The following is a 23,097-nucleotide window of genomic DNA, read 5'->3' as shown; positions in this document are numbered from 1 at the left end:
TTTCGACCTATAGTAAACTTCAGCATTAAACATCATCATAATCCACCTTTAAAGTAGGCGTTGTAGGCTGTGCCTGGCATGTTAAGATTAGGCCTTCTTCCAGTTCATCATCAGTAAGGATCTGGTTCTTTCTCATCTCAGCTTTTCCTTCAGTAATTCTCGCAATACAGCTGCTGCAAATTCCGCCCTGGCAGGAGTAAGGAACATCAAGATCATTTTCAAGAGCTGCCTCAAGCACCGTTCCCTTCATATCCATCGTTAGAGTAGTCTCTTCATCGTCTACAAGGATAGTTAATTCTGTTTGTCCTTCAACATCTGCTTTAACTTCTCCCGTATTGTCGCTGGAGAACAATTCGAAAAGGATTTTTTCTTTAGGAATTCCGTTTTCGACTAAAATATTAGTAACCTGGTTGATCATTTCTTCCGGTCCGCAAAGGAAGAACTCTTTAATTAGCTGATCTTTGAACCTGTTTTTTACTACAAAATTCACGGTGCTTTTTTCTATACGACCAAAATGAGCATTTTCTTCACGTGTCCTGCTATAAACGAATTCAATAAAAAGCCGGTCTGGAAATTTAGCCTGAAGCTCCAGAAGTTCCTTGAAAAATATAGTTTCTTCGGGAGATTTATTACCGTAGGTAAGAATAAATCTGCTTTTAGGCTCTTCCTTTAAAACTGTTTTGATGATGGAAAGAACGGGAGTAATACCACTACCTGCAGCAAAGGCGGCATAATTGTTTATTTCACCTTCAGCGGGAGTTAGTACAAATTTCCCTTCGGGAGGATGTACTTCCAACGTATCTCCTGCTTTAAGCTTATTATTGGCAATAACCGAAAATTTACCTCCTTCAACTTCCTTTACAGTGACTTTAAAATCTTCGCTACCGGGAGCTGAACAAATAGAATAGGCTCTTCTCACTTCCTCTTGCCCCACAGCAGTTTTAATGGTAATATACTGGCCTGCTTTAAAGTTAAACTCTTCTATTAAATCCTGCGGAATTTCAAAAGATATACTTACCGCCTGAGGGGTTTCCCGAATAATTTCTTTTATTTTTAACGGATAAAATTGACTCATCAAAAAAAATTTATTTGCAAAAATACAAAGTATACCTGTTTTTAAAGTGTAACAAACAGCTAAAATTCTGTACTAGTAACATAAAGACCTTTAGAATATGTTTAAACTGTTTTTCTCCCTGGAATGGAAGGCTTTTTTTAGGTCGGCTAGTTTTGGAAAAAGTATAGGGCTTAAAATTTTCCTTGTTTTTATGGCGCTTTACTTTGCCGGCGCATTCCTGGTGATTGGAATAGGCTTATATCCAATGCTTCAGGAGTTCTATCCAGATAAGGATCCTTTGGAAATGGTAAACCGCTACGCATTGTTGTGGCTGGTTTGCGAGCTGCTTTTTAGATTTCTATTACAGACTTTACCGGTAATGGATATAAAGCCTTTGCTTAACCTGCCAGTACCAAAACGCAAAGTCGTGAATTTTGTGCTCGCAAAATCCCTGTATTCTTTTTACAATATACTTCCGTTATTTATTATTATACCGTTTGGCATATTCTGTATAATCGAAAGTGATTACGCTACTATTAAGATCCTGGCGTGGATGTTTGGTATGTATTCATTAAGCCTGTGTATAAATTTCACAAATTTTATCGTTAAGAAGCGTTTTACAGACAACCTAAAGGCGCTTCTTCCATTTGTAATTGTGCTGGCTGTTCTTGCTGCACTGGAATACTTCAAAATTTTTCAGATCACTGTATTATTTGGAGAAGCTCTGGATTTTATGGTGGCACAGCCTTACCTGGCGTTTGTTCCTGTTATTCTTCTTATTATCCTTTACAAATGGAACCAGATAAACCTGGAAAAGAAATTTTATCTGGATGCGAACCTTAAGGAAAAGGCGAAAGCTGCAGATACCAGCGATTTTGTCTGGACCAGAAAATTCGGAAGCATCGCTCCTTTTCTTCAGCAGGATTTAAAATTAATCTGGCGAAATAAGAGGCCGAAAACTACTGTCTATTTGGCTCTTTTCTTTGTTTTCTATGGGCTTATGTTCTATACGATCGAAGATCAGGAAATGTCTGCATTTCTTGTTATGATTGGAATTCTAATTACTGGCATGTTTATGATGAATTTCGGGCAATTTATTCCGGGTTGGGATTCTGCGTATTACCCCATGATTATGGCTCAGAATATTCCGCTTAGGCAATACCTGGCGTCAAAGGCAGGTTTGATCACCTTTAGCGTTGTGGTGCTGGCAATTTTATCTACTCCGTATGTTTATTTTGGATGGAATATTTTATTGCTGAATATGGTATGTGCCCTTTATAATATTGGAGTGAACGTGCCGCTTTTACTTTATGCCGGTTCCTTTAATAAAAAAAGAATCGAACTGGACAAAAGTCCGTTTATGAATTATCAGGGTACCGGCGCCGCTCAATGGCTGGTGGCCCTTCCTTTAATGATATTTCCGATGCTTATCTTCTGGATTACCAATAAATTTTTAAATTTTAATGCGGCTATAGGCTTATTAACTTTACTTGGAATTATTGGTTTATTTCTAAGGCCAAAACTTCTAAATTTTCTTGCAGGAGTTTATAAGAAGAGAAAATATGTAATGATAGAAGGTTTTAAACAAAGCGGCGAATAAAAGATTAGATTATGATAACAGCAACAAATCTTTCCAAAGTTTACGGCGGAACAAAAGTTCTGGATATTGCACATCTTGATATTCCTTCCGGACAAAATTTTGGTCTTGTGGGAAACAACGGGGCCGGAAAAACTACATTTTTCAGTCTTCTGCTGGATTTGATTCAGCCGAGTTCTGGAAACATTTTCAATAAAGACATTACGGTAAGCCAGAGTGAAGACTGGAAACCTTTTACTTCTTCTTTTATAGATGAAAGTTTTTTGATTGGATACCTTACTCCGGAAGAATATTTTTATTTTGTAGGGGAACTAAGGAATCGAAATCGTGCAGATATTGATTCTTTTGTAGCACAATTTGAGGATTTCTTCAACGGAGAAATCATCGGAAGAAAAAAATACCTTCGGGACCTTTCCAAAGGAAATCAGAAAAAAGTTGGAATTATTGCCGCGCTTATTGGTAATCCTGAAGTTGTAATCCTGGATGAACCTTTTGCAAATCTGGATCCCACAACGCAATTCCGTTTAAAGAAAATTCTAAAGGATTTATCTGAAGTTTCTGGAACAACTGTTCTTATTTCCAGTCATGATCTTATTCATGTTACTGAAGTTTGTGAACGGATTGTTGTATTGGACAGGGGAGTTATTGTAAAAGATATTCAGACTTCAGAAGCAACACTAAAAGAATTGGAAGCTTATTTTGCAGGAGACCAGAGTGAAGTGGAGGAGCCAAAAGAGGGAATCTAAGTAGCTGCACTTTGAGTTTGTAAAAAGAAGCGTATTTTTGCACACTAAAGTACCTGTATTTGAGTTATTCATGGTACTAAGACAGCGCTGATTTGAACAAATTTATCCGAATTCTTTTTCTTATAATAGTCGTGAGCATCGCCTTTAGCTGTTCCCGAAAAAGGGATACTTTTCTTAGCCGTAACTGGCACGCAGTAACTACAGAATATAATACACTTTACAACGGAAGCCTTGCGCTGCAACAGGGGCGGGAGGAATTAAACCAGAATTACGCAGATAATTACTGGGACATTCTGCCTGTTGAAAGAATGCAGATTGATCAAAATATAACACTTCCGGACAGTATAAGAAATCAGAATTTTGGCAGGGCAGAGGAGAAGGCGGTAAAGGCTATACAGCGTCACTCGATGTTAATTGAAGGTAAGGAGCGAAATCCACAGATAGATGAAGCTTATCTGTTGCTTGGTAAAGCCCGGTACTTTGATCAGCGGTTTGTTCCTGCGCTGGAAGCCTTTAATTATATACTTCACAAATATCCCGCGAGCGACAATATTAATTATGCGCAAATCTGGAGGGAAAAGACCAACATGCGCCTGGAAAATGAAAGATTGGCAATAAAAAACTTAAAGCGGATCATCGAGAATTATAACCTGGAAGAGCAGGATTTGGCAGATGCCAATGCTACGCTCGCCCAGGCCTATATTAACCTGGAGCATCAGGATAGTGCGATTGCCCCGTTACAGACCGCTGCAGAGTTCACTAAAAATAATGAAGAAAAAGGAAGGTATTATTTTATACTGGGGCAGCTGCACAATTTTCTGAATCAACCAGAGCAGGCTAATGTTGCTTTTGATGAAGTCATTGCTCTTAAAAGGAGTTCCCCCAGAATTTACATGATAAACGCACATGTGCAGAAAGCTCGCAACTTCGACTATGATTCAGGAAAAATTGAGGAGCTTCGGGAATTATTGACAGAACTTGAGGAAGATCGGGAAAATCGGCCGTTCCTGGACAAAATTTATTTTCAGATTGGGGAATATTACAGCAGGCTGGATTCTACAGATCTTGCGGTAGAATATTACAATAAATCCTTAAGTTCCCCTCGTAGTGATATTTACCTAAAGTCTATCAACTACGAAATTTTGGCAAATATCAAGTTTGATAATAGTGATTACCGCGAGGCGAGTTTATATTTTGACAGCACGCTCGCTACAATGTCTCCCCAACTCAGGGAATTCAGGACGATCAAGAAAAAAAGGGACAATCTGGAGGACATCATTCAATATGAAAAAATTGCGGAAGAAAATGATAGTATCCTTAGGATTGCCAACCTTTCTGAAGAAGATCAAATCGCCTATTTTACCACTTACACCAATGATCTAAAAGCTGCGTATACAGAAGAAGTACTTGCCGGAAAAAATGACCTGGCATTATCCCAAAATAACTTTGGGCCTTCAGTTCCAATGGCAGCAAATACTGCAGGTCCCGTTAGTAATTTCTACTTTTACAATGAATCCAGAGTGGCCAATGGTGCGCGTGATTTTTTAAGAAATTGGGGAAGAAGGGAACTTTCTGATAACTGGCGGTGGGGAGATAACAATATTACTGCAGGTACAGCCCAGGTCCAAAATGAATTTCTGGAGATAGATATAGCAACAGATCCACGTTTTGACGCCATGTCTTATGTAAGCCAAATTCCCAGTGACCCGTATACATTGGATAGCCTCACGAGGGACAGGGATTTTGCTTATTATCAGCTGGGAATTATCTACATTGAAAAATATGGAGAGTACGATCTGGCTTCGGCAAGGCTGGAGCAGCTTCTGGAAAACACACCGGAAGAACGGCTGGTACTTCCAACAAAATATAATCTATACAAAGCTTACCAGGCATCTAACAGGTTTCAGGAAATGGAAATTATAAAACAGGACATAATTCAGAATTATCCTGACTCCCGCTATGCTGCTTATATTGAAAATCCGCAGAGTCTTGCCGAAAATGGCAATTCTCCCGATGCTGCTTATGATGAGGTTTATATAAGGTTTGAAGAGGAGCAATATGCTGAAGTTATAGCAGAAACCACTGCTTTAGCAACTCAATATACCGGGGATGAAATTGTTCCAAAGTTGGAATTATTAAAGGCTATGGCTATTGGGAGATTGTATGGTTTGGCAGATTATAAAAAAGCTCTTAATCAGCTTGCGTTGACATATCCACAAAGCGAAGAAGGAAAAAAAGCACAGGATATTTATAATCGGGCTATTCCGCAGCTCGGGAATCTTCAGTTTACTGAAGAAAATGCGCAAAATAGCTTTAAACTTTTATATGCTTTTGGTGCCAGCGAAGAAGCAGAAATGGATAAGCTGAAGGAGAAAATAGACCAGGCACTGGAAGATTTGGAATATGATGAACTTTCTACCTCAAAAGATGTTTACGATCCGGATATGAGCTTTATGATGGTGCACGGTCTTAAGAACAGAAATGCTTCTTTGGGTTTTGCAGAATTGCTTCAGATAAACAAAAATTATAAAGTGGAGCGGGCACCTATCCTGATTTCTGAGGGGAATTACAGGGTAATCCAGATTCAGAAAAATTTGGAAGCTTATCTGGATAAATTCAGTGAATAAAGTCTAAATGACAAAAACAATGAAAGACGATCAGCGAAAATACCTGCATCTTATTAATATTGCTTTCCAGATGGGAATTATTATCGCTGCAGGGGTTTTTCTCGGTATTTGGCTGGATGAAAAATTCCCGAATAAATATTCAGCTTTTACGATAGGTGTTTCCCTGCTAGGTGTTTTTATAGCATTATACCAGGTTTATCGCGGGATTAGTGACATGAATAAAGATGAAGAATAATGAAAAGAAAATTAATTTTATTTTTAAAAGTTTTGCTTCCTTTTGCCCTTATTCTGGGGTTTATTCAATTTCTATTCATTCGATATATCGTTGAGGTAGAATTATATTACAGTATACTTTCTATTTACACTTTTCATATCCTGGTTACTTTTCTTATATATTTTGCGCTGGTTTTTATTCATAATAACTTTGAAGAAAAAACAGGTTTTGCTTTTATGGCTCTGAGTCTTTTTAAGATGTTGGCAGCGATTCTCTTTTTACTACCAATGATGCTGGCTGAGGTTGAGGCTCCATTCTCCAGTTTAATCTCCTTTTTTGTTCCTTATTTTGTCTTTTTGATCCTCGAAACGATTTATGTTGTAAAACTTATCAATTCCAAATAATTAACTGATAATCAATATTATCACGAAAAGGTTGATTTGGGTTAAAAAATTGAAGGCCGGACTTTCAGATAAAAATTAAAAGTATACCTTTGCACGGAAATTTAGAGCCCATAATTTTTTAAGTAGAACAGGTAACATGACAGCACACAAATCTTATATGATTAAAGTGTACTTAACACTAGCTTTTGCCGTACTTCCGTTATTTTCTTTTGCACAGGAGCACGAAACTGTTGAAGAGGTTGAAGAAGAATTTAATCCAACGGACATGATTATGCACCACATTGGGGATTCCCATGGGTGGCACTTTTTTGGAGAGGGAGAGGATGCTTTCACTATTCCGCTTCCGATTATTCTTTTTACAGATAATGGGCTTGTAACATTTATGTCCAGTGAATTTCATCACGATACTGAAGGGCAGTATGTTGTTGAGGAAGGCGGGATGCGTTTTGTAAATTACCATGAGAAGATATATCGTCTTGAAGATGGTACCGAAGCCCTGCAGTTAGATGAGGAGCATCACCCTGTTAATGCCAGTAAACCCTGGGATTTTTCAATAACTAAGAATGTGGCGGCAATGTTAATTACCGTTATTTTAATGCTTATCTTGTTCCGAAGCCTGGCCAGCCATCATAAGGAAAACTCACACGCTCCAAAAGGATTTAACAATGCATTGGAAGCACTTGTTCTATTTGTAAGGGATGAGATTGCAAGACCGCAGATAGGTGAGAAAAAATATATGAAGTTTATGCCTTTTTTATTAACGGTGTTTTTCTTTATCTGGATCACTAACCTGTTAGGTTTATTACCAGGAGCGGCAAACGTAACAGGAAATATTGCAGTAACGGTTTCTCTTGGACTTTTTACTCTTGTCTTGATAATATTCAATGGAAGTAAGGATTACTGGAAACACATATTTTGGATGCCGGGTATTCCTACTTTTGTAAAGCCAATTTTGGCGGTTGTCGAAGTAATGGGAGTTATCATTAAGCCACTTGCACTAATGATTCGTTTATTTGCAAACATTACCGCAGGACATATTATTATCCTCAGTTTAATAGGGTTGATATTTTTATTGGAAAACGCAGGGGTTGCAGGAATATCTGTTCCCTTTGCACTATTTATAACAGTACTGGAATTGCTGGTAGCATTCCTTCAAGCGTTTATTTTTACGATTCTGTCGGCCTTGTTTATCGGGATGGCGGTTGAGGAACATGAACATCATTAATTTTTAATTTTTTAAATTTTTCAACTATGGAATTATTGTATGTAGGTCTTGCAGCTTTAGGTGCTGGTTTGGCAGTTGTGGGAGCAGCTATTGGAGTTGGTAGAATCGGTGGCTCTGCCATGGACGCTATCGCCCGTCAGCCGGAAGCTTCTGGTAAAATCCAGACAGCTATGATTATCGCTGCTGCACTTGTAGAAGGTGTTGCTCTTTTTGGAGTGGTTGCCGCTTTACTAGGTGTATTAAGATAATTAAATTTTAAAAGTCTCTTCGTAACGGTTGGTTGCGAAGAGACTTTATTTAAAATGATGTTTTAACTATTTTCTAAATAAACTATGGATTTAATTACTCCTGAATATGGCTTGTTTTTCTGGCAAACCATTGTTTTTTTGATATTGATATTTTTAATGGCCAGGTTTGCCTGGAAACCCGTTTTAAATGGTCTTAGACAAAGAGAAGAAACTATTAACGACTCGCTGGCCTCTGCAGAGAAGGCAAGAAAGGATATGCAGAACCTTAAGGCCGATAATGAAAGACTTATGCAGGAAGCCCGGGCAGAGAGAGATGCTGTTCTAAGGGAAGCGAGGGAGTTAAAAGAAAAGATAGTGGCAGATGCTGCTGAAGAAGCCCAGGAAAAAGCCGACAGTATTGTAGCCCAGGCTAAGACCAGCATAGAAATGGAAAAACGTGCAGCAATGGCTGATATAAAAAATCAGGTTGCCAGTCTTTCTATAGAAATTGCCGAAAAAGTAGTTCGTAAAGAATTGTCAAGTAAAGAAAAACAGCACCAGATGATCGATGATATGCTGGGTGATGTTACTTTAAACTAATTTTGCTATGAAGGGAACAAGGGCAGCACAGCGTTATGCAAAGGCAATAATTTCTTTGGCAGGTGAAAAGAATGTTACCAAAGAGGTTAAGCAGGATATGGATTCTATAATAAAAACCATTGCTGGAAGTAACGATTTAAGAAATCTGCTAAGCAGTCCGGTGGTAAGAGATGGTATTAAAAAAAGTGCTTTAAAAGAAATTTTTAAAGATGCCAATGGAGTCACTTTAGGAGCTTTTGATATTTTAATCGAAAACGGTAGGATTAATAACCTTGATGCTGTAGCAAAGCAATATCTTAAAATTTACCATGGCACAAGTGGTATGCAGGAGGCAATTGTTACTACTGCGGTTCCTATAAATACTAATCTGGAAGCTAAAATTCAGAATAAGATAAAGGAATTAACAGGTGCCGGTGCGCTTCTTAAAAATGTTATTGACGAGAGCGTAATTGGTGGGTTTATATTAAGAGTTGGAGATTTACAATATGATGCAAGTATTGCCCGGAATCTTAATAACCTGAAAAGAGAATTTAAAGATAATACATACGTTTCAAAAATTTAGAAATTAACGCAATTAGGCGTCTTATTATATAATAAATAATTATGGCAGAAGTAAATCCTGCTGAAGTATCAGCAATATTAAAAAAACAATTATCAGGTTTTGAAGCAGAAGCCTCTTTAGACGAAGTTGGAACTGTCCTAACCGTTGGTGATGGTATCGCCAATGTTTATGGGCTCGCTAATGTACAATACGGTGAATTGGTTCAGTTTGAAGGTGGACTTGAAGGGATTGTTCTAAACTTAGAAGAAGATAATGTTGGGGTTGTACTCCTCGGGCCATACAGGCAGGTAAGAGAAGGATCTGTAGTTAAGAGAACACAACGGATTGCATCTATAAAAGTTGGAGAAGGTATTGTGGGCCGTGTTGTGGATACTTTAGGAAATCCTATAGACGGTAAAGGAGCTATAGAAGGTGAAACTTACGAAATGCCATTAGAGAGAAAAGCTCCTGGTGTTATTTATCGCGAGCCGGTTACCGAGCCTTTGCAAACAGGTATTAAATCTATCGATGCGATGGTTCCTGTAGGTAGAGGTCAGCGTGAGCTTGTGATTGGTGACCGCCAGACAGGTAAAACCACCGTATGTATTGATACTATTTTAAATCAGAAGGAATTTTATGATGCCGGTGAGCCGGTATATTGTATATATGTTGCTATTGGGCAAAAAGCTTCTACAGTTGCAGGTATTGCAAAAGTTTTGGAAGATAAAGGTGCTTTAGCTTATACTACTATTGTCGCTGCAAATGCATCAGACCCTGCTCCAATGCAGGTTTATGCTCCGTTTGCCGGTGCTGCAATAGGTGAATTCTTTAGAGATACAGGTCGTCCTGCATTAATTGTATTTGATGATTTATCTAAGCAAGCAGTTGCTTACCGTGAAGTTTCCCTTTTACTTCGTCGTCCACCGGGACGTGAAGCATACCCAGGGGATGTTTTCTTCCTTCACTCGAGATTACTTGAACGTGCTGCGAAAATTATTGATAATGATGATATCGCAAAGGAAATGAATGACCTTCCGGATGTTTTAAAAGATAAAGTAAAAGGTGGAGGATCTTTAACAGCTCTTCCGCTAATTGAAACACAGGCAGGGGATGTTTCAGCATATATTCCAACTAACGTAATTTCGATTACAGATGGACAGATTTTCCTGACATCGGATTTGTTTAACTCTGGTGTTCGACCTGCAATTAACGTAGGTATTTCGGTATCACGTGTTGGTGGTAACGCTCAGATCAAGTCCATGAAGAAAGTTGCAGGTACTTTAAAACTTGACCAGGCGCAGTTTCGTGAACTGGAAGCTTTTGCTAAATTTGGTTCAGATCTTGACCCGGCAACACTAAGTGTTATTGAGAAAGGTAAGAGAAACGTGGAGATCCTTAAACAAGGACAGAACGATCCTTATCCTGTAGAAAATCAGATAGCGATCATTTTTGCAGGTTCTAAAAACCTTTTAAGAGATGTTCCTGTAGATAAGATCAGAGAGTTTGAAAAGGATTATCTTGAATATCTGGATGCCAAGCACAGAGATACTTTAGATACTTTAAAGTCTGGTAAATTAACAGATGAGGTTACAGATACATTAACTTCTGTAGCTAAAGAGCTTTCTGCGAAATACAAAAATAAAGAATAATAAATTTCCCTCCCATCCTCCCCGAGGGGGAGGGGCTATTTATAAATTATTAATTTTCTTCCCTTTGGGAGAGTAAGTGGGGATTATGGCAAACTTAAAAGATTTACGTAACAGGATAACTTCGGTATCATCAACGATGCAGATCACCAGTGCCATGAAGATGGTTTCTGCTGCAAAATTGAGTAAGGCACAGGATGCCATCACCGCAATGCGTCCCTATTCTGAAAAGTTAACCCAGTTATTACAGGATTTAAGTGCAACCCTGGATGATGATGCGAGCAGCAAATTTGCTGAAGAAAGAGAAGTAGAAAATATTTTGATTGTCGCTATATCTTCCAATAGAGGTTTGGCAGGTGCTTTTAATACAAACATCATAAAGGCGGTAAGGAACAAAGCCAAGAGTGACTATCCTGGGAAAAACGTAGAAATCTATACAATCGGAAAAAAGGCAAATGATATTTTATCCAGAAGTTTTAATGTTTACAAGAACAACAATGAAATTTATGATGAGCTGACCTTCGATAATGTTGCAGAAATTGCTGAAGAACTAATGCAGTTATTCCTGGATGAACGATACGATAAGATCAAAATTGTTTATAACCAGTTTAAGAATGCTGCAACACAAATAGTAACTGAAGAGCAGTTTTTGCCTATTGAGAAATTTGATACTGAAGAAACCAAGCAGCTGGATTATATCTTTGAACCTTCAAAAATAGAAATTGTAAAAGAGCTTATTCCCAAATCTCTTAAGATGCAGCTGTACAAAGCGCTTCGTGATTCCTTTGCTTCAGAGCATGGTGCGCGTATGACTGCGATGCATAAAGCAACCGAAAATGCCACTGAGCTTAGGGATGATCTTAAACTCTCCTATAACAAAGCACGTCAGGCTTCCATCACCAACGAAATTTTAGAAATTGTTGGTGGAGCTGAAGCTTTGAATAATTAGCGATCTTAGTCCCAGTTAACAACTAAAGAAGAGCAAAACAATTTATATAAACCCGTAGCAGAACGCTACGGGTTTTTGTTTGGCACCTATTTTGTTTTGTTATCTTTAAAATGTCCATTATGAAACATATATACCTCTTTTTTAGTACGATAATATTTCTTGGTTTTTTCACCAATTGTGGTAGTAAAAAAGATCTGCAGGAATATGCCCCGGCACAGTTTCTGGATGCTTATACGACAACAGGAAGCACAGGATTAGAACTGCATATACCTTTTACAGTCATTCAGGAAAATCAAATTTCTCTCGATAGCGTTTACTTTCGTGGAATGAAATCTCCACTGCTGCAGAATGAAGAAATAATAAGTGAATATGTTGCAAAATTTCACATTAAAGATCCGCAAATGGTGATGAGCGGAGATGCGAGGGAAGAATATGGAAATAAAGCTCCACAACGAGCAGAAAAAAGCCCGTATGAGATTGAAAGAGATGAAGCTATTTTGGTATTTAGTGAGAATAATAAAACAAAATACTATAAAATAACAGGTATAACAGAAGGTAAATAGGAGTGAATGTTCTTATTTATTAGGATATTTGCAAAAACTAATCCGCCTGTTGAGTACGTTAAAACGTTTTTTTCAAGATACTATAATTTACGGTTTTGCTACGGTTTTGCCAAGGCTGATGAATTTTATTCTTGTGCCACTCCACACGGAGTATCTGGGACCGGCTGGTTATTCTATTAATACTACTTTTTATGTTTGGGCCACATTTTTTAATGTAGTGCTCACCTTTGGAATGGAGACAGCGTTCTTTAGGTTTTTCAGCCATTCCGAAGAAAAATCTAAGGTTTTTTCTACCTCATTTATTACGCTCACGCTTACCACGATTTTATTTTTTATTCTGGTATTTACATTTCGGGAAGAGATTACCATCCTGGTAGATCTACGGCCGGAATATTTCAATTATCTTCTCGGAATTTTAGCATTGGATACTTTGGTGGTAATTCCGTTCGCCTATTTAAGAGCTACAAATCGGCCGGTAAAATTTGCATTGGTTAAAATTTTAAATATTGGGGTTGTAGTAATTCTTAACTTCTATTTTTTCTGGTTTATATCAGAATTTCCGAAGCATTCGCCAGATATTGTGTTGTCAAACTATTCAGAGGCAGATAAAGTGGGATATATCTTTATAGCCAATCTGGTTGCAAGTGCAGTAACATTTTTAGTTCTACTTCCTTACTTCTTCAGGACGAGGATCAATTTTAGCTTTAGTATTTTAAAGCAAATGTGGAAATACGCCTGGCCTGTTATGGTTGCAGGACTTGCCTTTGTGATCAACGAAAATCTCGACAAGCTTTTGTTAAAAGAAATGATTTCAGAAGAAGTTATGGGAGCTTATGCAGGCTGTTATAAATTGGCTGTTTTTATGATGATCTTTATTCAGGCTTTTAGAATGGGAGCAGAACCTTTTTTCTTCAATCATTCAAAGCAGGATAATGCTAAAGAGACCTACGCAACCATTCTGGAATATTTCGTCATTGCCGGCAGTCTTATTCTGGTGATATTGGTAGTCTATATAGATTTTTTCAAAAGACTAGTTATTAGGGATGAGGATTACTGGTTTACACTTGCGATTGTCCCGATAATCCTCCTCGCCAATCTCTTTATGGGGATTTATCACAATCTCGCAGTTTGGTACAAGCTCACAGATAAAACGAGCATGGGGATGTATATCTCTCTCTTTGGTGCGGTAGTGACTATTCTTCTAAATGTTGTCCTAATTCCGGTTATAGGATTTATGGCTTCGGCCTGGGCCACATTAGCAGCCTACGGAAGTATGATGCTTATTTCGTATTTTTTGGGCAGGAAATACTATCCGGTGCCTTATAACCTAAAAAAAATAGGAATGTACTTGCTTTTATCTGTAGTACTTTCTTTAATTTCCTTTAAATTTTTCAGGGAAAACTATTTGGCAGGATCGTCTTTTGTAATTTTGTTCCTGCTCATCACTTTTTTTAATGAACGGAAAGATTTAAAACAAATATTGAATCAATGAAAGTTAAGATAATTAATAAATCTGCACATCATTTACCACATTACGAGACCGAAGCTTCGGCAGGAATGGATTTGCGGGCCAGTATTTCTGAAAAAGTTTTATTAAAACCTTTGGAGAGGGCTATAATTAAAACCGGACTTTTTATTGAGCTACCGGAAGGTTACGAAGCCCAGGTCCGGCCAAGAAGCGGTCTTGCTGCAAAGAAGGGGGTAACTGTCCTCAATGCTCCCGGAACCATAGATGCAGATTATCGTGGAGAAATAGGTGTGATTCTTGTGAATTTATCCAATGAGGATTTTACCGTAGAAAACGGGGAGAGAATTGCGCAAATGGTGATTTCCAAACATGAACATATTTCCTGGGAAGAGGTAGATATTCTTGGAGAAACTTCCCGTGGCGCAGGAGGCTTTGGAAGTACCGGAAATAATTAAAAATAATAAAATTAAAAATTAATTCTTTCAATTCTCAGATTTCAGAGGGATAGAAAGACCAAAACTTAAGAAATGAAGATTATTGTACCAATGGCAGGTCGTGGATCAAGATTACGTCCTCATACTTTAACAGTTCCCAAACCATTAATTCCTATTGCAGGCAAACCTATAGTTCATCGCCTGGTGGAAGATATAGCAAAAGTTCTGGATGAAAAAATTGATGAAGTTGCCTTTATTATTGGGGAAGATTTTGGGGAAAAAGTAGAGACGGATCTTAAAAAGATTGCCGAAAGCCTTGGCGCGAAATGCAGTATTTACTATCAGGATAAACCTTTGGGTACAGGCCACGCCATTATGTGCGCCAAGGAATCACTTAGCGGACCTGCAGTTATCGCATATGCCGATACACTTTTTAAAGCCGATTTTACGTTAGATAAAGATGCCGACAGTGTGATTTGGGTGAAACAGGTAGATAATCCCAGCGCCTATGGTGTCGTTCAACTTAATGACAAGCGGGAGATTACAGATCTTGTGGAAAAGCCGGAAGATTATGTCTCAGATTTGGCAATTATCGGCATTTATTATTTTAAAGATGTTGCTGTGCTCAAAAAAGAATTGCAGGGAGTACTTGATAAAAATATTATCAGAGGCGGTGAGTACCAAATTAACGATGGTATTGAAGCCATGAAGCAAAGCGGACTTAGATTTGTACCTGGTAAAGTTGACGAATGGATGGATTGTGGAAATAAGAACGTGACCGTGGAAACTAATGGAAGAATGTTGAATTTTCTTCATCAGGATGGCGAAAAGCTGATATCTGATTCTGTAAAAATTAAAGATTCTGAAATAACGGAGCCTTGTTATATTGGTGAAAATGTGGAATTAGTGAATGCGAAAATAGGACCTAATGTTTCCATTGGAAACGGGACTAAAATCACCGATTCTACAATAAAAAATAGTTTAATCCAGACCTTTGCTGAAGTAAAGAACGCAAAACTGGATAATGCTATGATCGGAAATTTTGCAAGGTTTGACGCCAATTTTTCTGAAATAAGCATTGGCGATTATTCGGTTTTAGAATAATTCAGAAGTAAACCTCACAGGTTTTTAAAGAACAAGGTCTTCAGGGGCCTCAAAGGTGTTACAAATGAGAAGAACCATCCTGATATTTGCCATTTTAGGGACTGTACTCTTTCAGGAGGTACAGGCCCAGGAGGGGCAGCAAATAATCCAGGAGGTGAATAGTGACGATCTGGGAAATGTTTCAGATCAGTTTCAGGAGAACTTTTTCGAAGCGCTTAAACAAAAAGGTATCGAAAACTACGAAAAAGCGATAAGTGCACTCGAAGTCTGTAAAAAGCTACAACCAGACAATGCTGTTGTTTTCTTCGAAATAGGAAAGAACTATAAAGCGATGGAGCAGTATGAAAAAGCTGCAGAAAACTTTAATATTGCCCACGAGCTCGAGCCGGGGAGGGAAGCAGTCCTCGCTGAACTTTATAGTACACATATGGAGGTGCAGGAATATGCTGCTGCCATTAATGTGATTAAGAAGCTTGTGGAAATTGATAATTCTTATATAGAAGATCTGGCAAATATTTATATGCTTAATCAGCAATACGATGAAGCCTTAGCAGTTCTTGACAATCTTGATGAAAAGCTGGGCAACAGCAGTTATCGGGAAAGGATGCGGAGACAGATTTATGCTTTAACAGACAACACGGTAGCTCAAATTGACAATTTAGAAGAAGGAATTGCTGCCGATCCCGAAAATGAGCAGAATTATCTTAACCTGATTTATGTTTACAGTCAGGATGGTAATCAAGAGGAAGCTTATAAAACTGCACAGGAACTTCTTACTGCCCATCCCGGCTCTACTCTGGTTCACCTTGCGCTTTATAAATTTTATCTGAATAGAGGAGAACCAAAGGAAGCTGTTAATTCCATGAAAATTGTTTTTAGAAGTGAAGAAGTAGATCCTGATTCTAAATATAAGGTGCTGAACGATTTCTTACTCTTTGTACGGGAAAATCCTGAATATGATGAGGAGCTAATGGAAGTAGCCGGTTTACTTTCACAACTTGAAGAAAAACCGGAGCTATACCAGGAACTGGGGCTATATTTTTTGAAGAATAACAGGAAGAAAGAAGCACTTGAGTTTTTCCAGAAAGGATTGGAAAAAGATTCTAATAATTTCAACCTTACTAAAAATACCCTTCTGCTTCAGTTAGAATTCAGGGAGATGGAAGCAGCAAATGAATTAAGTGAAGGTGCTCTCGAGATTTTTCCGGCTCAACCTATATTTTATCTGCTCCGGGGGTTAACTTTAAATGCTCTCGAGAGTTATCAGGAAGCAGAGGAAATTCTTACTTTTGGCCTGGATTATGTAATAGATGACAGGCGAATGGAAGCCGACATTTATGAGCAGCTCGCCATAGCCAATGCTGGATTAAATAAAGCTGGAAAGGCAGAAGAATTCAGCCGGAAAGCCGAAATGTTAATGAAAGAAATTAATTAAATGTACAGTAGAATAATAGTATTAGTAGTTCTAACAACGATAATGGCTTCCTGTGGAGGTGGGCGTGGAGCCAAAAGGATAGCGACTAAAGATGCCGAAGCAGCCAATGTTATATCAAAGCACTACGATAATGAAATCCAGTATAACACAGTATCGGGAAAATTGAGAGCAGTTTATCAGGATGAAGAGAAAACGCAGTCTGTAAACCTTAGCTTCAGGATGGAGAAGGATAAAGCGATCTGGATGAGCGCCACTGTTCTTGGCTTTCCGGTTGCCAAAGTTTATATTACTCCCAATTCCGTCAGCTATTATGAAAAAATCAGCAAAAGCTACTTTGACGGGGATTTCAGGTTAATCAGTGACTGGCTGGGAACTCCTTTGGATTTTAATAAGCTTCAGAATCTATTAATTGGGCAGGCTATTTATGATCTTCGGGAAGAAGCCTATGAAATGGTGCAGAGCCCGCGTGGTTATCAGTTTTTACCTGAAGATACCAACAGCAGTATAAAAAAAATGTTTTTACTGAACCCTGCTAATTTAAAAGCGTCTGCTCAACAACTTGCGCAGGAGGCTGAGAGCAGAAGCGTAACCGTAACTTATTCTGATTACCAAACGGTAGATGGTAAGTTATTTCCTGAAAGTATTAAAATTATAGCGAATGAAGGTGGTCAACCTACTAACATTGAAATCACGTATCGCTCGGTAACATTTAATGAAGAAGTAAGCTTTCCATTCGATATACCTTCAGGTTATGATGAAATAAGCGTGAAATGAGACGGTATAAGATCTTAAATATTGTTCTGTTTCTGATTCTGCTATGTGCTGGTGTTAATGGTTTTTCCCAGACTAACCGGGAAGCACTGGAGAAAAAGAGGCTGGAGTTAAGAAATGAAATCAGGCGCATCAATGAACTCCGATCTACGAATAAACAGAAAGAAAAATCTGTTTTAACACAGGTTGAGGATCTTAGTCAGCAAATTAAAAGCACAGAAAATCTTATAAAAGTCACCAATCAGCAGGCGAATCTGCTCACACAGGAAATCAATTCCAATATGGGAAAAATTTCCTCATTGCGTAAAGAGCTTGAGCAACTAAAAGAGGATTACGCAAGAATGATTGAAAAATCATATAAAAGTAAATCTCAGCAGAGCAGGGTAATGTTTCTATTGTCTTCTCAAAGCTTTTTGCAGGCCTATAAGCGCCTTCAGTATATGAAACAATACACCAACTACCGGAAGCAGCAGGGAGAGCAAATAAAGGCTCGTTCTGAAGATTTACAGCGCCTTAATTCCAGCCTGGCAAGCCAGAAAGAAGAAAAGGAGAAGCTAATTGCTGAAAACCGAAAGACGAGGCAGCAACTGGAAGAAAACCGTAAGTCACAACAGTCATTAATGGCCACGATTAATAAAAAAGAAGGGCAGTTTGCAACTCAAATAAGACAGCGGCAACAGGAAATTAATAAAATCGACCAGCAAATTGAGGAAATGATACGTGCATCGATTGCAAAAGCAAACGAAGGAAGCGGCTCTACTTCCCGGGACGTGTATGAACTTACACCTGCTGCAAAAGCACTGGCTGCAGATTTTGCGAAGAACAAAGGGCAACTGCCATGGCCGGTGAAATCTGGAGTGGTAACTATGCAATTTGGGGAACATGCACACCCTATTGTCAAGACGGCGAGAATAAACAATAATGGTGTAAACATAGATACAGATACCGGTGGAAAAGCAAGAGCGGTTTTTAACGGTACAGTGAGCGAAGTGCAGCTTCTAAAAGGGGCAAATAAAGCGGTGATGGTGAGACATGGAGATTATATTACCATTTACGACAATCTTGATAAAGTATATGTGAAAAAGGGAGATGTCGTTAGCACCGAGCAGGAGATAGGGGAAATCGCCACAAATCGTAGTACAGGCAAGACAACCTTACATTTCCTGATCTTCAAAAACACTCAGAAAATGAATCCGGCAGATTGGGTTTATCAGATGTAAAATGAATCTTCTATCTCTATAGAAGCAATTTTTTTGCCTATAGAGAATGCACAGCATTCTTTCTAATTAGAATAACTTATTCAAACAAAGCTTTTAATTCTGTCGCTTCATTCGGTTTTAATTTACCAGCAAGTACCAGGCTTAGCTGTTTGCGCCTAAGGGCAGCAGCAAAACGATCTTTTTCAAGGTCTGTTTCTGGTTGGAGTGGCGGTACCTGGATTGGAGCGCCCGTTTCATCTACCGCCACAAAGGTGTAGATAGCTTCATTAGCCTTGGATCTTTGCCCACTTTCCCTGTCTTCAACCCACACATCTATAAAAATTTCCATAGAAGATTTAAAAGCGCGGGAAACAGCAGCTTCTACTGTTACTACACTTCCAAGGGGAACAGCTTTATTAAAAGCAACATGATTTACAGAAGCCGTTACAACAATCCTGCGACTATGTCTTCGTGCGGCAATACTTGCGGCACGATCCATACGTGCCAGCAATTCTCCCCCAAATAAATTGTTTAACGGATTGGTTTCGCTGGGAAGTACAAGATCTGTTAAAGTTGTACGTGATTCTGCGGGCGTTTTAGCGTCCATTTAGTATCGGGATTTTCGGCAAAAATAGGGCGCATAAGATGATTTATGCGCTAAAGAAGTATTAAAGTTCTTGAACGAGTAACCAGGCAGATTCGTTGGTCTTTTTAACCTCAAGAAGCATGTTTACAGCATCTCTTCTGGTCTGGTGGCTCGCATACACCACCTGATGAAGACCGTATTTATTAGCGCCTATTAAACGGGCTTTGTGGCCTTCAGCACGAAGTTCATCCACTTTTTTTGCGGCATTTTCCTCGACTCTAAAAGCACCAGCGACAATATGATAGTTTCCAGATTGCTTTTCAACATTAAAAGTTACTGCCGGCAAAGGATTGTCAATTATAAATGTCGCCTGTTGTATTTGCTGCTGAAGCTGTCCTTCGGCTTCCTGCTGTTCTGCAATATTGTGTTTGGAAACCTGATCGCTGTAAATATTTAAACCTGCAAGTCCTGATAGTCCCAGTGCCAGTATTCCTACCGCCGCATATTTCAAATATGAAGATTTTCGTCTTTCTGGAGTAAAAAGGAAAGGAGTCTTCTCTTCGATTTCTTCGACTTGTTTCTTGTATTCTTCCCTATTCACCACTCCTGCCTGGAAAGAATCCAGTCCAAAAGAATCCATGAAATAGTTCACGTTGTTGTAAGGTTCAAAGGCAATATTGCTTTCTGAAGAAAATACGAACTTGCCGATATTTGCCAAATCTGCGTGCCTGTCTTCCTCCAAAGATTTTTCAAGCGAGGCTACAAACTCACTAATTGCGTAAATAGAATTGCTGTAAGAAACCTTTTCAGCCTCAGCTATGTAATTTGCGAGAAGACCATCGTTCTTCTGCAGTTGCCTGTTAAAAGAAACCGTCTTTTTAGGCGGATAGAAAGATTCTGTTTCTTCATCTATATGAGCGGACTGCTTCTGGGAGAGGAAAGCTCCAAAACCGGGAAGTATCACGCATTCGTAACGATACAGTAAATCCTGAATATGCTTAGCTATGTTCATCGGTACAAAAATAAGAGTTCCAGCAGTATGATAAAGTTACCTAAAGAATTTTTATTAACAAATGTTTTTTTCTGTATTTTTAGCCAAATTGCCCTAATGGATCTTTCTGAACTTCTTAATATTCTTGCTTTACAACATATTCCAAATCTTGGGGATAACACAGCGAAAAAGCTGCTTAGACATTTTGGTACTGCGGAAGCAATTTTTAAAGAAAAAAAGCATAATCTATTAAAGATTAACGGAATTGGTGAAGCCCGGCTTCAGGGATTCCATAACTCTGATCATTTTAAAGCTGCAGAAAATGAACTGAAGTTTATCGAAAAAAACAATATTGGATATTCTTATTTTCAGGATCAGGATTACCCTGAAAAACTCAAACACTGCTTTGACGGTCCAATCCTGCTTTTCAAAAAAGGTAATATCGATTTGCATCAAAAGAAGATAATAAGTATTGTTGGCACCAGAAGGATTAGTAGTCACGGCACGGCTTTTTGTGAAGAATTAATTGAAGAGCTTAGTCCGCTTGATCCGGTAATAGTATCAGGATTTGCTTATGGGGTGGATATTACAGCGCAAAAAGCTGCGGTAAAACATAGGTTGCAGACGGTTGGCTGCCTTGCACATGGTCTTAATCAAATTTATCCGAAGGTTCACAAAAGGTATATGCCCCAGGTAGAAGAAAACGGTGGTTTTTTCACTGATTTTTGGAGTACTGACAATTTTGATCGTAATAATTTCCTAAAGCGAAACAGGATTATAGCCGGATTAAGTGAAGCCACGATAGTTATTGAAAGTGCCGAAAAAGGTGGTTCCCTGGTTACAGCCGATATTGCAAATTCCTATAACCGTAAAGTCTTTGCCGTGCCCGGCCGTCCCGGGGATTTGCACAGTAAAGGTTGTAATAATCTTATTAAATCTCAGAATGCGCATGTGCTGACCTCTGCTGCAGATCTTATTTATATCTTAAACTGGGAGATAGAGAAGACAAGCGCAGTTGTCCAAAAGCAGCTCTTTGTAGAGCTGGAACCAGATGAGGAGACCATTGTGGAGTTTTTAAGGGAACAGGGAAAAGCACAATTAGATACCATTGCTCTAAATTGCAATTTCCCGACCTACAAAACTGCTTCGCTTTTACTTAATATTGAATTAAAAGGAGTGCTGAGGCCCCTGCCGGGAAAATTATTCGAAGTGATTTAGAAAAGAATATTAAACAACTTCAAAACCATCTCCATAAGCTTCCTCTTCAGTTAAGAAAACGCCTTCTATTATTTCAACAATTTCGGTAACTTCATTTAAATAAAAACAGAATTCTTTAAGTGCTCCTTTTTCTCCGGGAATTTCGCTGATGTCGCACAGAACTTCCTTTGAAACGGCGTAATCCTTCTGAGACTTAGGAGTGGTTACCCGTAGGATAAAAATATCAATTATCTGCTTCTGAAGCTGAGTTCCATCCTCTAATTCTGCTTTCAACAAAAAAGGCTCATCTTCTAAGATATCAACCTTCTCTACATCTTCTACATTGAAAGATTTTGTCCAGAGATATTGCTGTTTATCCTGTTGAGGTTCATCGGCTTTATCATCAGGAAAATCAACATTTACAGATTTATAAACTATTTTAAGCGTCATGTGTGCTGGAAGATTTTTTATAGAACTTTAAACCTTTAACGTTTCTAATATCCAACTTTTCCTCTAACGCGTTTTAAAACTTCGTTGGCTACTGCTGTAGCTTTTTCAGCACCAAGACTTAATGCTTTATCCAGTTCCGGAAGGTTGTTCATATAATACTCATACTTCTCTCTTGGCTCCTGAAATTTCTCCTTCAGAACTTCAAAAAGTGCTTGTTTAGCATGGCCATAACCATAATTTCCACCTTCATAATTTCCTCTCATCTCCGCAATCTGAGCCTCTGTTGCCACAAGTTGATATAATGCAAAGACATGACAGGTGTCAGGGTTCTTCGGTTCTTCCAGAGGAGTGCTGTCTGTCTGGATTCCCATTACCTGTTTCCGTAGCTTTTTATCTGTCTGGAAAAGGTTGATGGTGTTCCCTTTGGATTTACTCATCTTTTCACCATCGGTTCCCGGCACATACATAGTATTTTTTTCAACCTTAGCTTCAGGAATAACAAAAACCTCTCCCACTTTTGTATGGAGTCTGGACGCGACATCACGTGTAATTTCCAGGTGTTGCAACTGGTCTTTCCCTACCGGGACAACTTCAGCATCATAAAGAAGGATGTCTGCCGCCATCAACATGGGATAATTGAATAATCCGGCATTAACATCTTCCAGCCGGTCTGATTTGTCTTTAAAAGAATGTGCGAGCGTCAAACGTTGGAAAGGAAAAAAGCAACTTAGATACCAGGAAAGCTCTGTAACCTGCGGAATATCACTTTGCCTGTAATAAACGCTTTTCTCAATGTCCAGACCACATGCCAGCCATGTGGCTGCGACAGAATAGGTGTTGTTCCTTAGCGTTTCTGCGTCTTTTATCTGGGTTAAAGAATGCATATCTGCAATAAAAATAAAGGAATCGTTCCCCGGCTGATTTGCCATATGTATTGCCGGCATAATAGCGCCCAGTAGATTTCCCAAATGCGGCGTTCCCGTGCTTTGTACTCCTGTAAGTATTCTAGACATTGTTCTTTTTCAATTTTTTACAAAGTTATCTTTTTTAGCGAAATCAGTCGACTCAT

The 23,097-nt window shown here is 38.7% G+C and carries 24 protein-coding genes; 19 read left to right on the top strand and 5 right to left on the bottom strand.

The window, feature by feature from the left end; all coding sequences use genetic code 11:
- Nucleotides 1-25 precede the first annotated feature (25 nt).
- Complete coding sequence (locus RM541_RS03910; RefSeq protein ID WP_311498914.1) at nucleotides 26-1,075, bottom strand: ferredoxin--NADP reductase; 1,050 nt, start codon at nucleotides 1,073-1,075, stop codon at nucleotides 26-28.
- A gap of 97 nt (nucleotides 1,076-1,172) precedes the next feature.
- Between RM541_RS03910 and RM541_RS03905 the strand changes: the two genes are divergently transcribed.
- The 18 genes from RM541_RS03905 to RM541_RS03820 all read left to right on the top strand — a co-directional run bounded on the left by RM541_RS03905 (nucleotide 1,173) and on the right by RM541_RS03820 (nucleotide 18,825).
- On the top strand, nucleotides 1,173-2,654 hold the full coding sequence (locus RM541_RS03905) for a DUF5687 family protein (RefSeq protein WP_311498913.1): 1,482 nt from the start codon (nucleotides 1,173-1,175) through the stop codon (nucleotides 2,652-2,654).
- Between the two features lie 11 nt (nucleotides 2,655-2,665).
- Nucleotides 2,666-3,397: an ABC transporter ATP-binding protein gene (locus RM541_RS03900; protein ID WP_311498912.1), complete on the top strand. Its 732-nt coding sequence runs from the start codon at nucleotides 2,666-2,668 to the stop codon at nucleotides 3,395-3,397.
- Between the two features lie 92 nt (nucleotides 3,398-3,489).
- On the top strand, nucleotides 3,490-6,024 hold the full coding sequence (porW, locus tag RM541_RS03895; protein WP_311498911.1) for a type IX secretion system periplasmic lipoprotein PorW/SprE: 2,535 nt from the start codon (nucleotides 3,490-3,492) through the stop codon (nucleotides 6,022-6,024).
- A 7-nt stretch (nucleotides 6,025-6,031) separates the two neighbouring features.
- On the top strand, nucleotides 6,032-6,259 hold the full coding sequence (locus RM541_RS03890; protein ID WP_311498910.1) for an AtpZ/AtpI family protein: 228 nt from the start codon (nucleotides 6,032-6,034) through the stop codon (nucleotides 6,257-6,259).
- On the top strand, nucleotides 6,259-6,642 hold the full coding sequence (locus RM541_RS03885) for a hypothetical protein (RefSeq protein ID WP_311498909.1): 384 nt from the start codon (nucleotides 6,259-6,261) through the stop codon (nucleotides 6,640-6,642). The genes RM541_RS03890 and RM541_RS03885 overlap by 1 nt, the downstream gene beginning before the upstream one ends.
- 136 nt (nucleotides 6,643-6,778) lie before the next feature.
- Nucleotides 6,779-7,867, top strand: coding sequence for a F0F1 ATP synthase subunit A (gene atpB / locus RM541_RS03880; RefSeq protein ID WP_311498908.1), 1,089 nt, complete (start codon nucleotides 6,779-6,781; stop codon nucleotides 7,865-7,867).
- A gap of 26 nt (nucleotides 7,868-7,893) precedes the next feature.
- A complete protein-coding gene (gene atpE / locus RM541_RS03875; RefSeq protein WP_311483444.1) occupies nucleotides 7,894-8,115 on the top strand; it encodes an ATP synthase F0 subunit C in 222 nt (73 codons plus the stop codon).
- Nucleotides 8,116-8,199: 84 nt separating this feature from the next.
- Nucleotides 8,200-8,694 carry a F0F1 ATP synthase subunit B gene (locus RM541_RS03870; RefSeq protein WP_311498907.1) on the top strand — a complete coding sequence of 165 codons (495 nt, stop codon included), beginning with the start codon at nucleotides 8,200-8,202 and terminating at the stop codon, nucleotides 8,692-8,694.
- A 7-nt stretch (nucleotides 8,695-8,701) separates the two neighbouring features.
- A complete protein-coding gene (gene atpH, locus RM541_RS03865; protein ID WP_311498906.1) occupies nucleotides 8,702-9,256 on the top strand; it encodes an ATP synthase F1 subunit delta in 555 nt (184 codons plus the stop codon).
- 41 nt (nucleotides 9,257-9,297) lie between these two features.
- Nucleotides 9,298-10,884 (top strand): F0F1 ATP synthase subunit alpha, encoded by a 1,587-nt coding sequence (gene atpA / locus RM541_RS03860; RefSeq protein ID WP_311498905.1) that lies wholly within the window; start codon nucleotides 9,298-9,300, stop codon nucleotides 10,882-10,884.
- 85 nt (nucleotides 10,885-10,969) lie between these two features.
- Complete coding sequence (gene atpG / locus RM541_RS03855) at nucleotides 10,970-11,830, top strand: ATP synthase F1 subunit gamma (RefSeq protein ID WP_311498904.1); 861 nt, start codon at nucleotides 10,970-10,972, stop codon at nucleotides 11,828-11,830.
- A 119-nt stretch (nucleotides 11,831-11,949) separates the two neighbouring features.
- Nucleotides 11,950-12,393: a hypothetical protein gene (locus RM541_RS03850; protein WP_311498903.1), complete on the top strand. Its 444-nt coding sequence runs from the start codon at nucleotides 11,950-11,952 to the stop codon at nucleotides 12,391-12,393.
- Between the two features lie 49 nt (nucleotides 12,394-12,442).
- Nucleotides 12,443-13,885 (top strand): lipopolysaccharide biosynthesis protein, encoded by a 1,443-nt coding sequence (locus RM541_RS03845; RefSeq protein WP_311498902.1) that lies wholly within the window; start codon nucleotides 12,443-12,445, stop codon nucleotides 13,883-13,885.
- Nucleotides 13,882-14,316: a dUTP diphosphatase gene (gene dut, locus RM541_RS03840; protein ID WP_311498901.1), complete on the top strand. Its 435-nt coding sequence runs from the start codon at nucleotides 13,882-13,884 to the stop codon at nucleotides 14,314-14,316. The genes RM541_RS03845 and dut overlap by 4 nt, the downstream gene beginning before the upstream one ends.
- A 72-nt stretch (nucleotides 14,317-14,388) precedes the next feature.
- Nucleotides 14,389-15,399 carry a sugar phosphate nucleotidyltransferase gene (locus tag RM541_RS03835; protein WP_311498900.1) on the top strand — a complete coding sequence of 337 codons (1,011 nt, stop codon included), beginning with the start codon at nucleotides 14,389-14,391 and terminating at the stop codon, nucleotides 15,397-15,399.
- 64 nt (nucleotides 15,400-15,463) lie between these two features.
- On the top strand, nucleotides 15,464-16,834 hold the full coding sequence (locus RM541_RS03830) for a tetratricopeptide repeat protein (RefSeq protein WP_311498899.1): 1,371 nt from the start codon (nucleotides 15,464-15,466) through the stop codon (nucleotides 16,832-16,834).
- Complete coding sequence (gene lolB1, locus RM541_RS03825) at nucleotides 16,835-17,608, top strand: lipoprotein insertase outer membrane protein LolB1 (protein WP_311498898.1); 774 nt, start codon at nucleotides 16,835-16,837, stop codon at nucleotides 17,606-17,608.
- Complete coding sequence (locus RM541_RS03820) at nucleotides 17,605-18,825, top strand: murein hydrolase activator EnvC family protein (protein ID WP_311498897.1); 1,221 nt, start codon at nucleotides 17,605-17,607, stop codon at nucleotides 18,823-18,825. The genes lolB1 and RM541_RS03820 overlap by 4 nt, the downstream gene beginning before the upstream one ends.
- A gap of 76 nt (nucleotides 18,826-18,901) precedes the next feature.
- On the opposite strand, the gene RM541_RS03815 is transcribed toward RM541_RS03820, so the two are convergent.
- Complete coding sequence (locus tag RM541_RS03815) at nucleotides 18,902-19,411, bottom strand: acyl-CoA thioesterase (protein ID WP_311498896.1); 510 nt, start codon at nucleotides 19,409-19,411, stop codon at nucleotides 18,902-18,904.
- A 61-nt stretch (nucleotides 19,412-19,472) separates the two neighbouring features.
- Nucleotides 19,473-20,402, bottom strand: a complete 930-nt coding sequence (locus RM541_RS03810) for an HU domain-containing protein (protein ID WP_311498895.1) — start codon at nucleotides 20,400-20,402, stop codon at nucleotides 19,473-19,475.
- A 96-nt stretch (nucleotides 20,403-20,498) separates the two neighbouring features.
- Here RM541_RS03810 and dprA point away from each other — a divergent pair, with 96 nt between their 5' ends.
- Nucleotides 20,499-21,599, top strand: a complete 1,101-nt coding sequence (gene dprA, locus RM541_RS03805; RefSeq protein ID WP_311498894.1) for a DNA-processing protein DprA — start codon at nucleotides 20,499-20,501, stop codon at nucleotides 21,597-21,599.
- A gap of 9 nt (nucleotides 21,600-21,608) precedes the next feature.
- On the opposite strand, the gene RM541_RS03800 is transcribed toward dprA, so the two are convergent.
- Entirely contained in the window at nucleotides 21,609-22,028 is a 420-nt protein-coding gene (locus tag RM541_RS03800; protein WP_311498893.1) for a hypothetical protein, read from the bottom strand.
- Between the two features lie 44 nt (nucleotides 22,029-22,072).
- Nucleotides 22,073-23,041, bottom strand: a complete 969-nt coding sequence (gene trpS / locus RM541_RS03795) for a tryptophan--tRNA ligase (protein WP_311498892.1) — start codon at nucleotides 23,039-23,041, stop codon at nucleotides 22,073-22,075.
- Nucleotides 23,042-23,097: the final 56 nt, after the last annotated feature.

This window comes from Autumnicola psychrophila (assembly GCF_031846645.1).
Lineage (GTDB): Bacteria > Bacteroidota > Bacteroidia > Flavobacteriales > Flavobacteriaceae > Autumnicola > Autumnicola psychrophila.
The sequence above is the reverse complement of the archived record's forward strand: the minus strand, read 5'-3'. Positions and strand labels throughout refer to the sequence as shown.

Coding starts and splice junctions, on each gene's coding strand:
- RM541_RS03835 (WP_311498900.1), top strand. CDS start 14,389: ATGAAGATTATTGTACCAATGGCAGGTCGTGGATCAAGATTACGTCCT.
- RM541_RS03850 (WP_311498903.1), top strand. CDS start 11,950: ATGAAACATATATACCTCTTTTTTAGTACGATAATATTTCTTGGTTTT.
- atpB (WP_311498908.1), top strand. CDS start 6,779: ATGACAGCACACAAATCTTATATGATTAAAGTGTACTTAACACTAGCT.
- RM541_RS03815 (WP_311498896.1), bottom strand. CDS start 19,411: ATGGACGCTAAAACGCCCGCAGAATCACGTACAACTTTAACAGATCTT.
- RM541_RS03905 (WP_311498913.1), top strand. CDS start 1,173: ATGTTTAAACTGTTTTTCTCCCTGGAATGGAAGGCTTTTTTTAGGTCG.
- RM541_RS03820 (WP_311498897.1), top strand. CDS start 17,605: ATGAGACGGTATAAGATCTTAAATATTGTTCTGTTTCTGATTCTGCTA.
- dut (WP_311498901.1), top strand. CDS start 13,882: ATGAAAGTTAAGATAATTAATAAATCTGCACATCATTTACCACATTAC.
- lolB1 (WP_311498898.1), top strand. CDS start 16,835: ATGTACAGTAGAATAATAGTATTAGTAGTTCTAACAACGATAATGGCT.
- trpS (WP_311498892.1), bottom strand. CDS start 23,041: ATGTCTAGAATACTTACAGGAGTACAAAGCACGGGAACGCCGCATTTG.
- RM541_RS03900 (WP_311498912.1), top strand. CDS start 2,666: ATGATAACAGCAACAAATCTTTCCAAAGTTTACGGCGGAACAAAAGTT.
- dprA (WP_311498894.1), top strand. CDS start 20,499: ATGGATCTTTCTGAACTTCTTAATATTCTTGCTTTACAACATATTCCA.
- RM541_RS03885 (WP_311498909.1), top strand. CDS start 6,259: ATGAAAAGAAAATTAATTTTATTTTTAAAAGTTTTGCTTCCTTTTGCC.
- atpH (WP_311498906.1), top strand. CDS start 8,702: ATGAAGGGAACAAGGGCAGCACAGCGTTATGCAAAGGCAATAATTTCT.
- RM541_RS03830 (WP_311498899.1), top strand. CDS start 15,464: ATGAGAAGAACCATCCTGATATTTGCCATTTTAGGGACTGTACTCTTT.
- atpA (WP_311498905.1), top strand. CDS start 9,298: ATGGCAGAAGTAAATCCTGCTGAAGTATCAGCAATATTAAAAAAACAA.
- atpG (WP_311498904.1), top strand. CDS start 10,970: ATGGCAAACTTAAAAGATTTACGTAACAGGATAACTTCGGTATCATCA.
- RM541_RS03800 (WP_311498893.1), bottom strand. CDS start 22,028: ATGACGCTTAAAATAGTTTATAAATCTGTAAATGTTGATTTTCCTGAT.
- RM541_RS03870 (WP_311498907.1), top strand. CDS start 8,200: ATGGATTTAATTACTCCTGAATATGGCTTGTTTTTCTGGCAAACCATT.
- RM541_RS03810 (WP_311498895.1), bottom strand. CDS start 20,402: ATGAACATAGCTAAGCATATTCAGGATTTACTGTATCGTTACGAATGC.
- atpE (WP_311483444.1), top strand. CDS start 7,894: ATGGAATTATTGTATGTAGGTCTTGCAGCTTTAGGTGCTGGTTTGGCA.
- RM541_RS03890 (WP_311498910.1), top strand. CDS start 6,032: ATGACAAAAACAATGAAAGACGATCAGCGAAAATACCTGCATCTTATT.
- RM541_RS03910 (WP_311498914.1), bottom strand. CDS start 1,075: ATGAGTCAATTTTATCCGTTAAAAATAAAAGAAATTATTCGGGAAACC.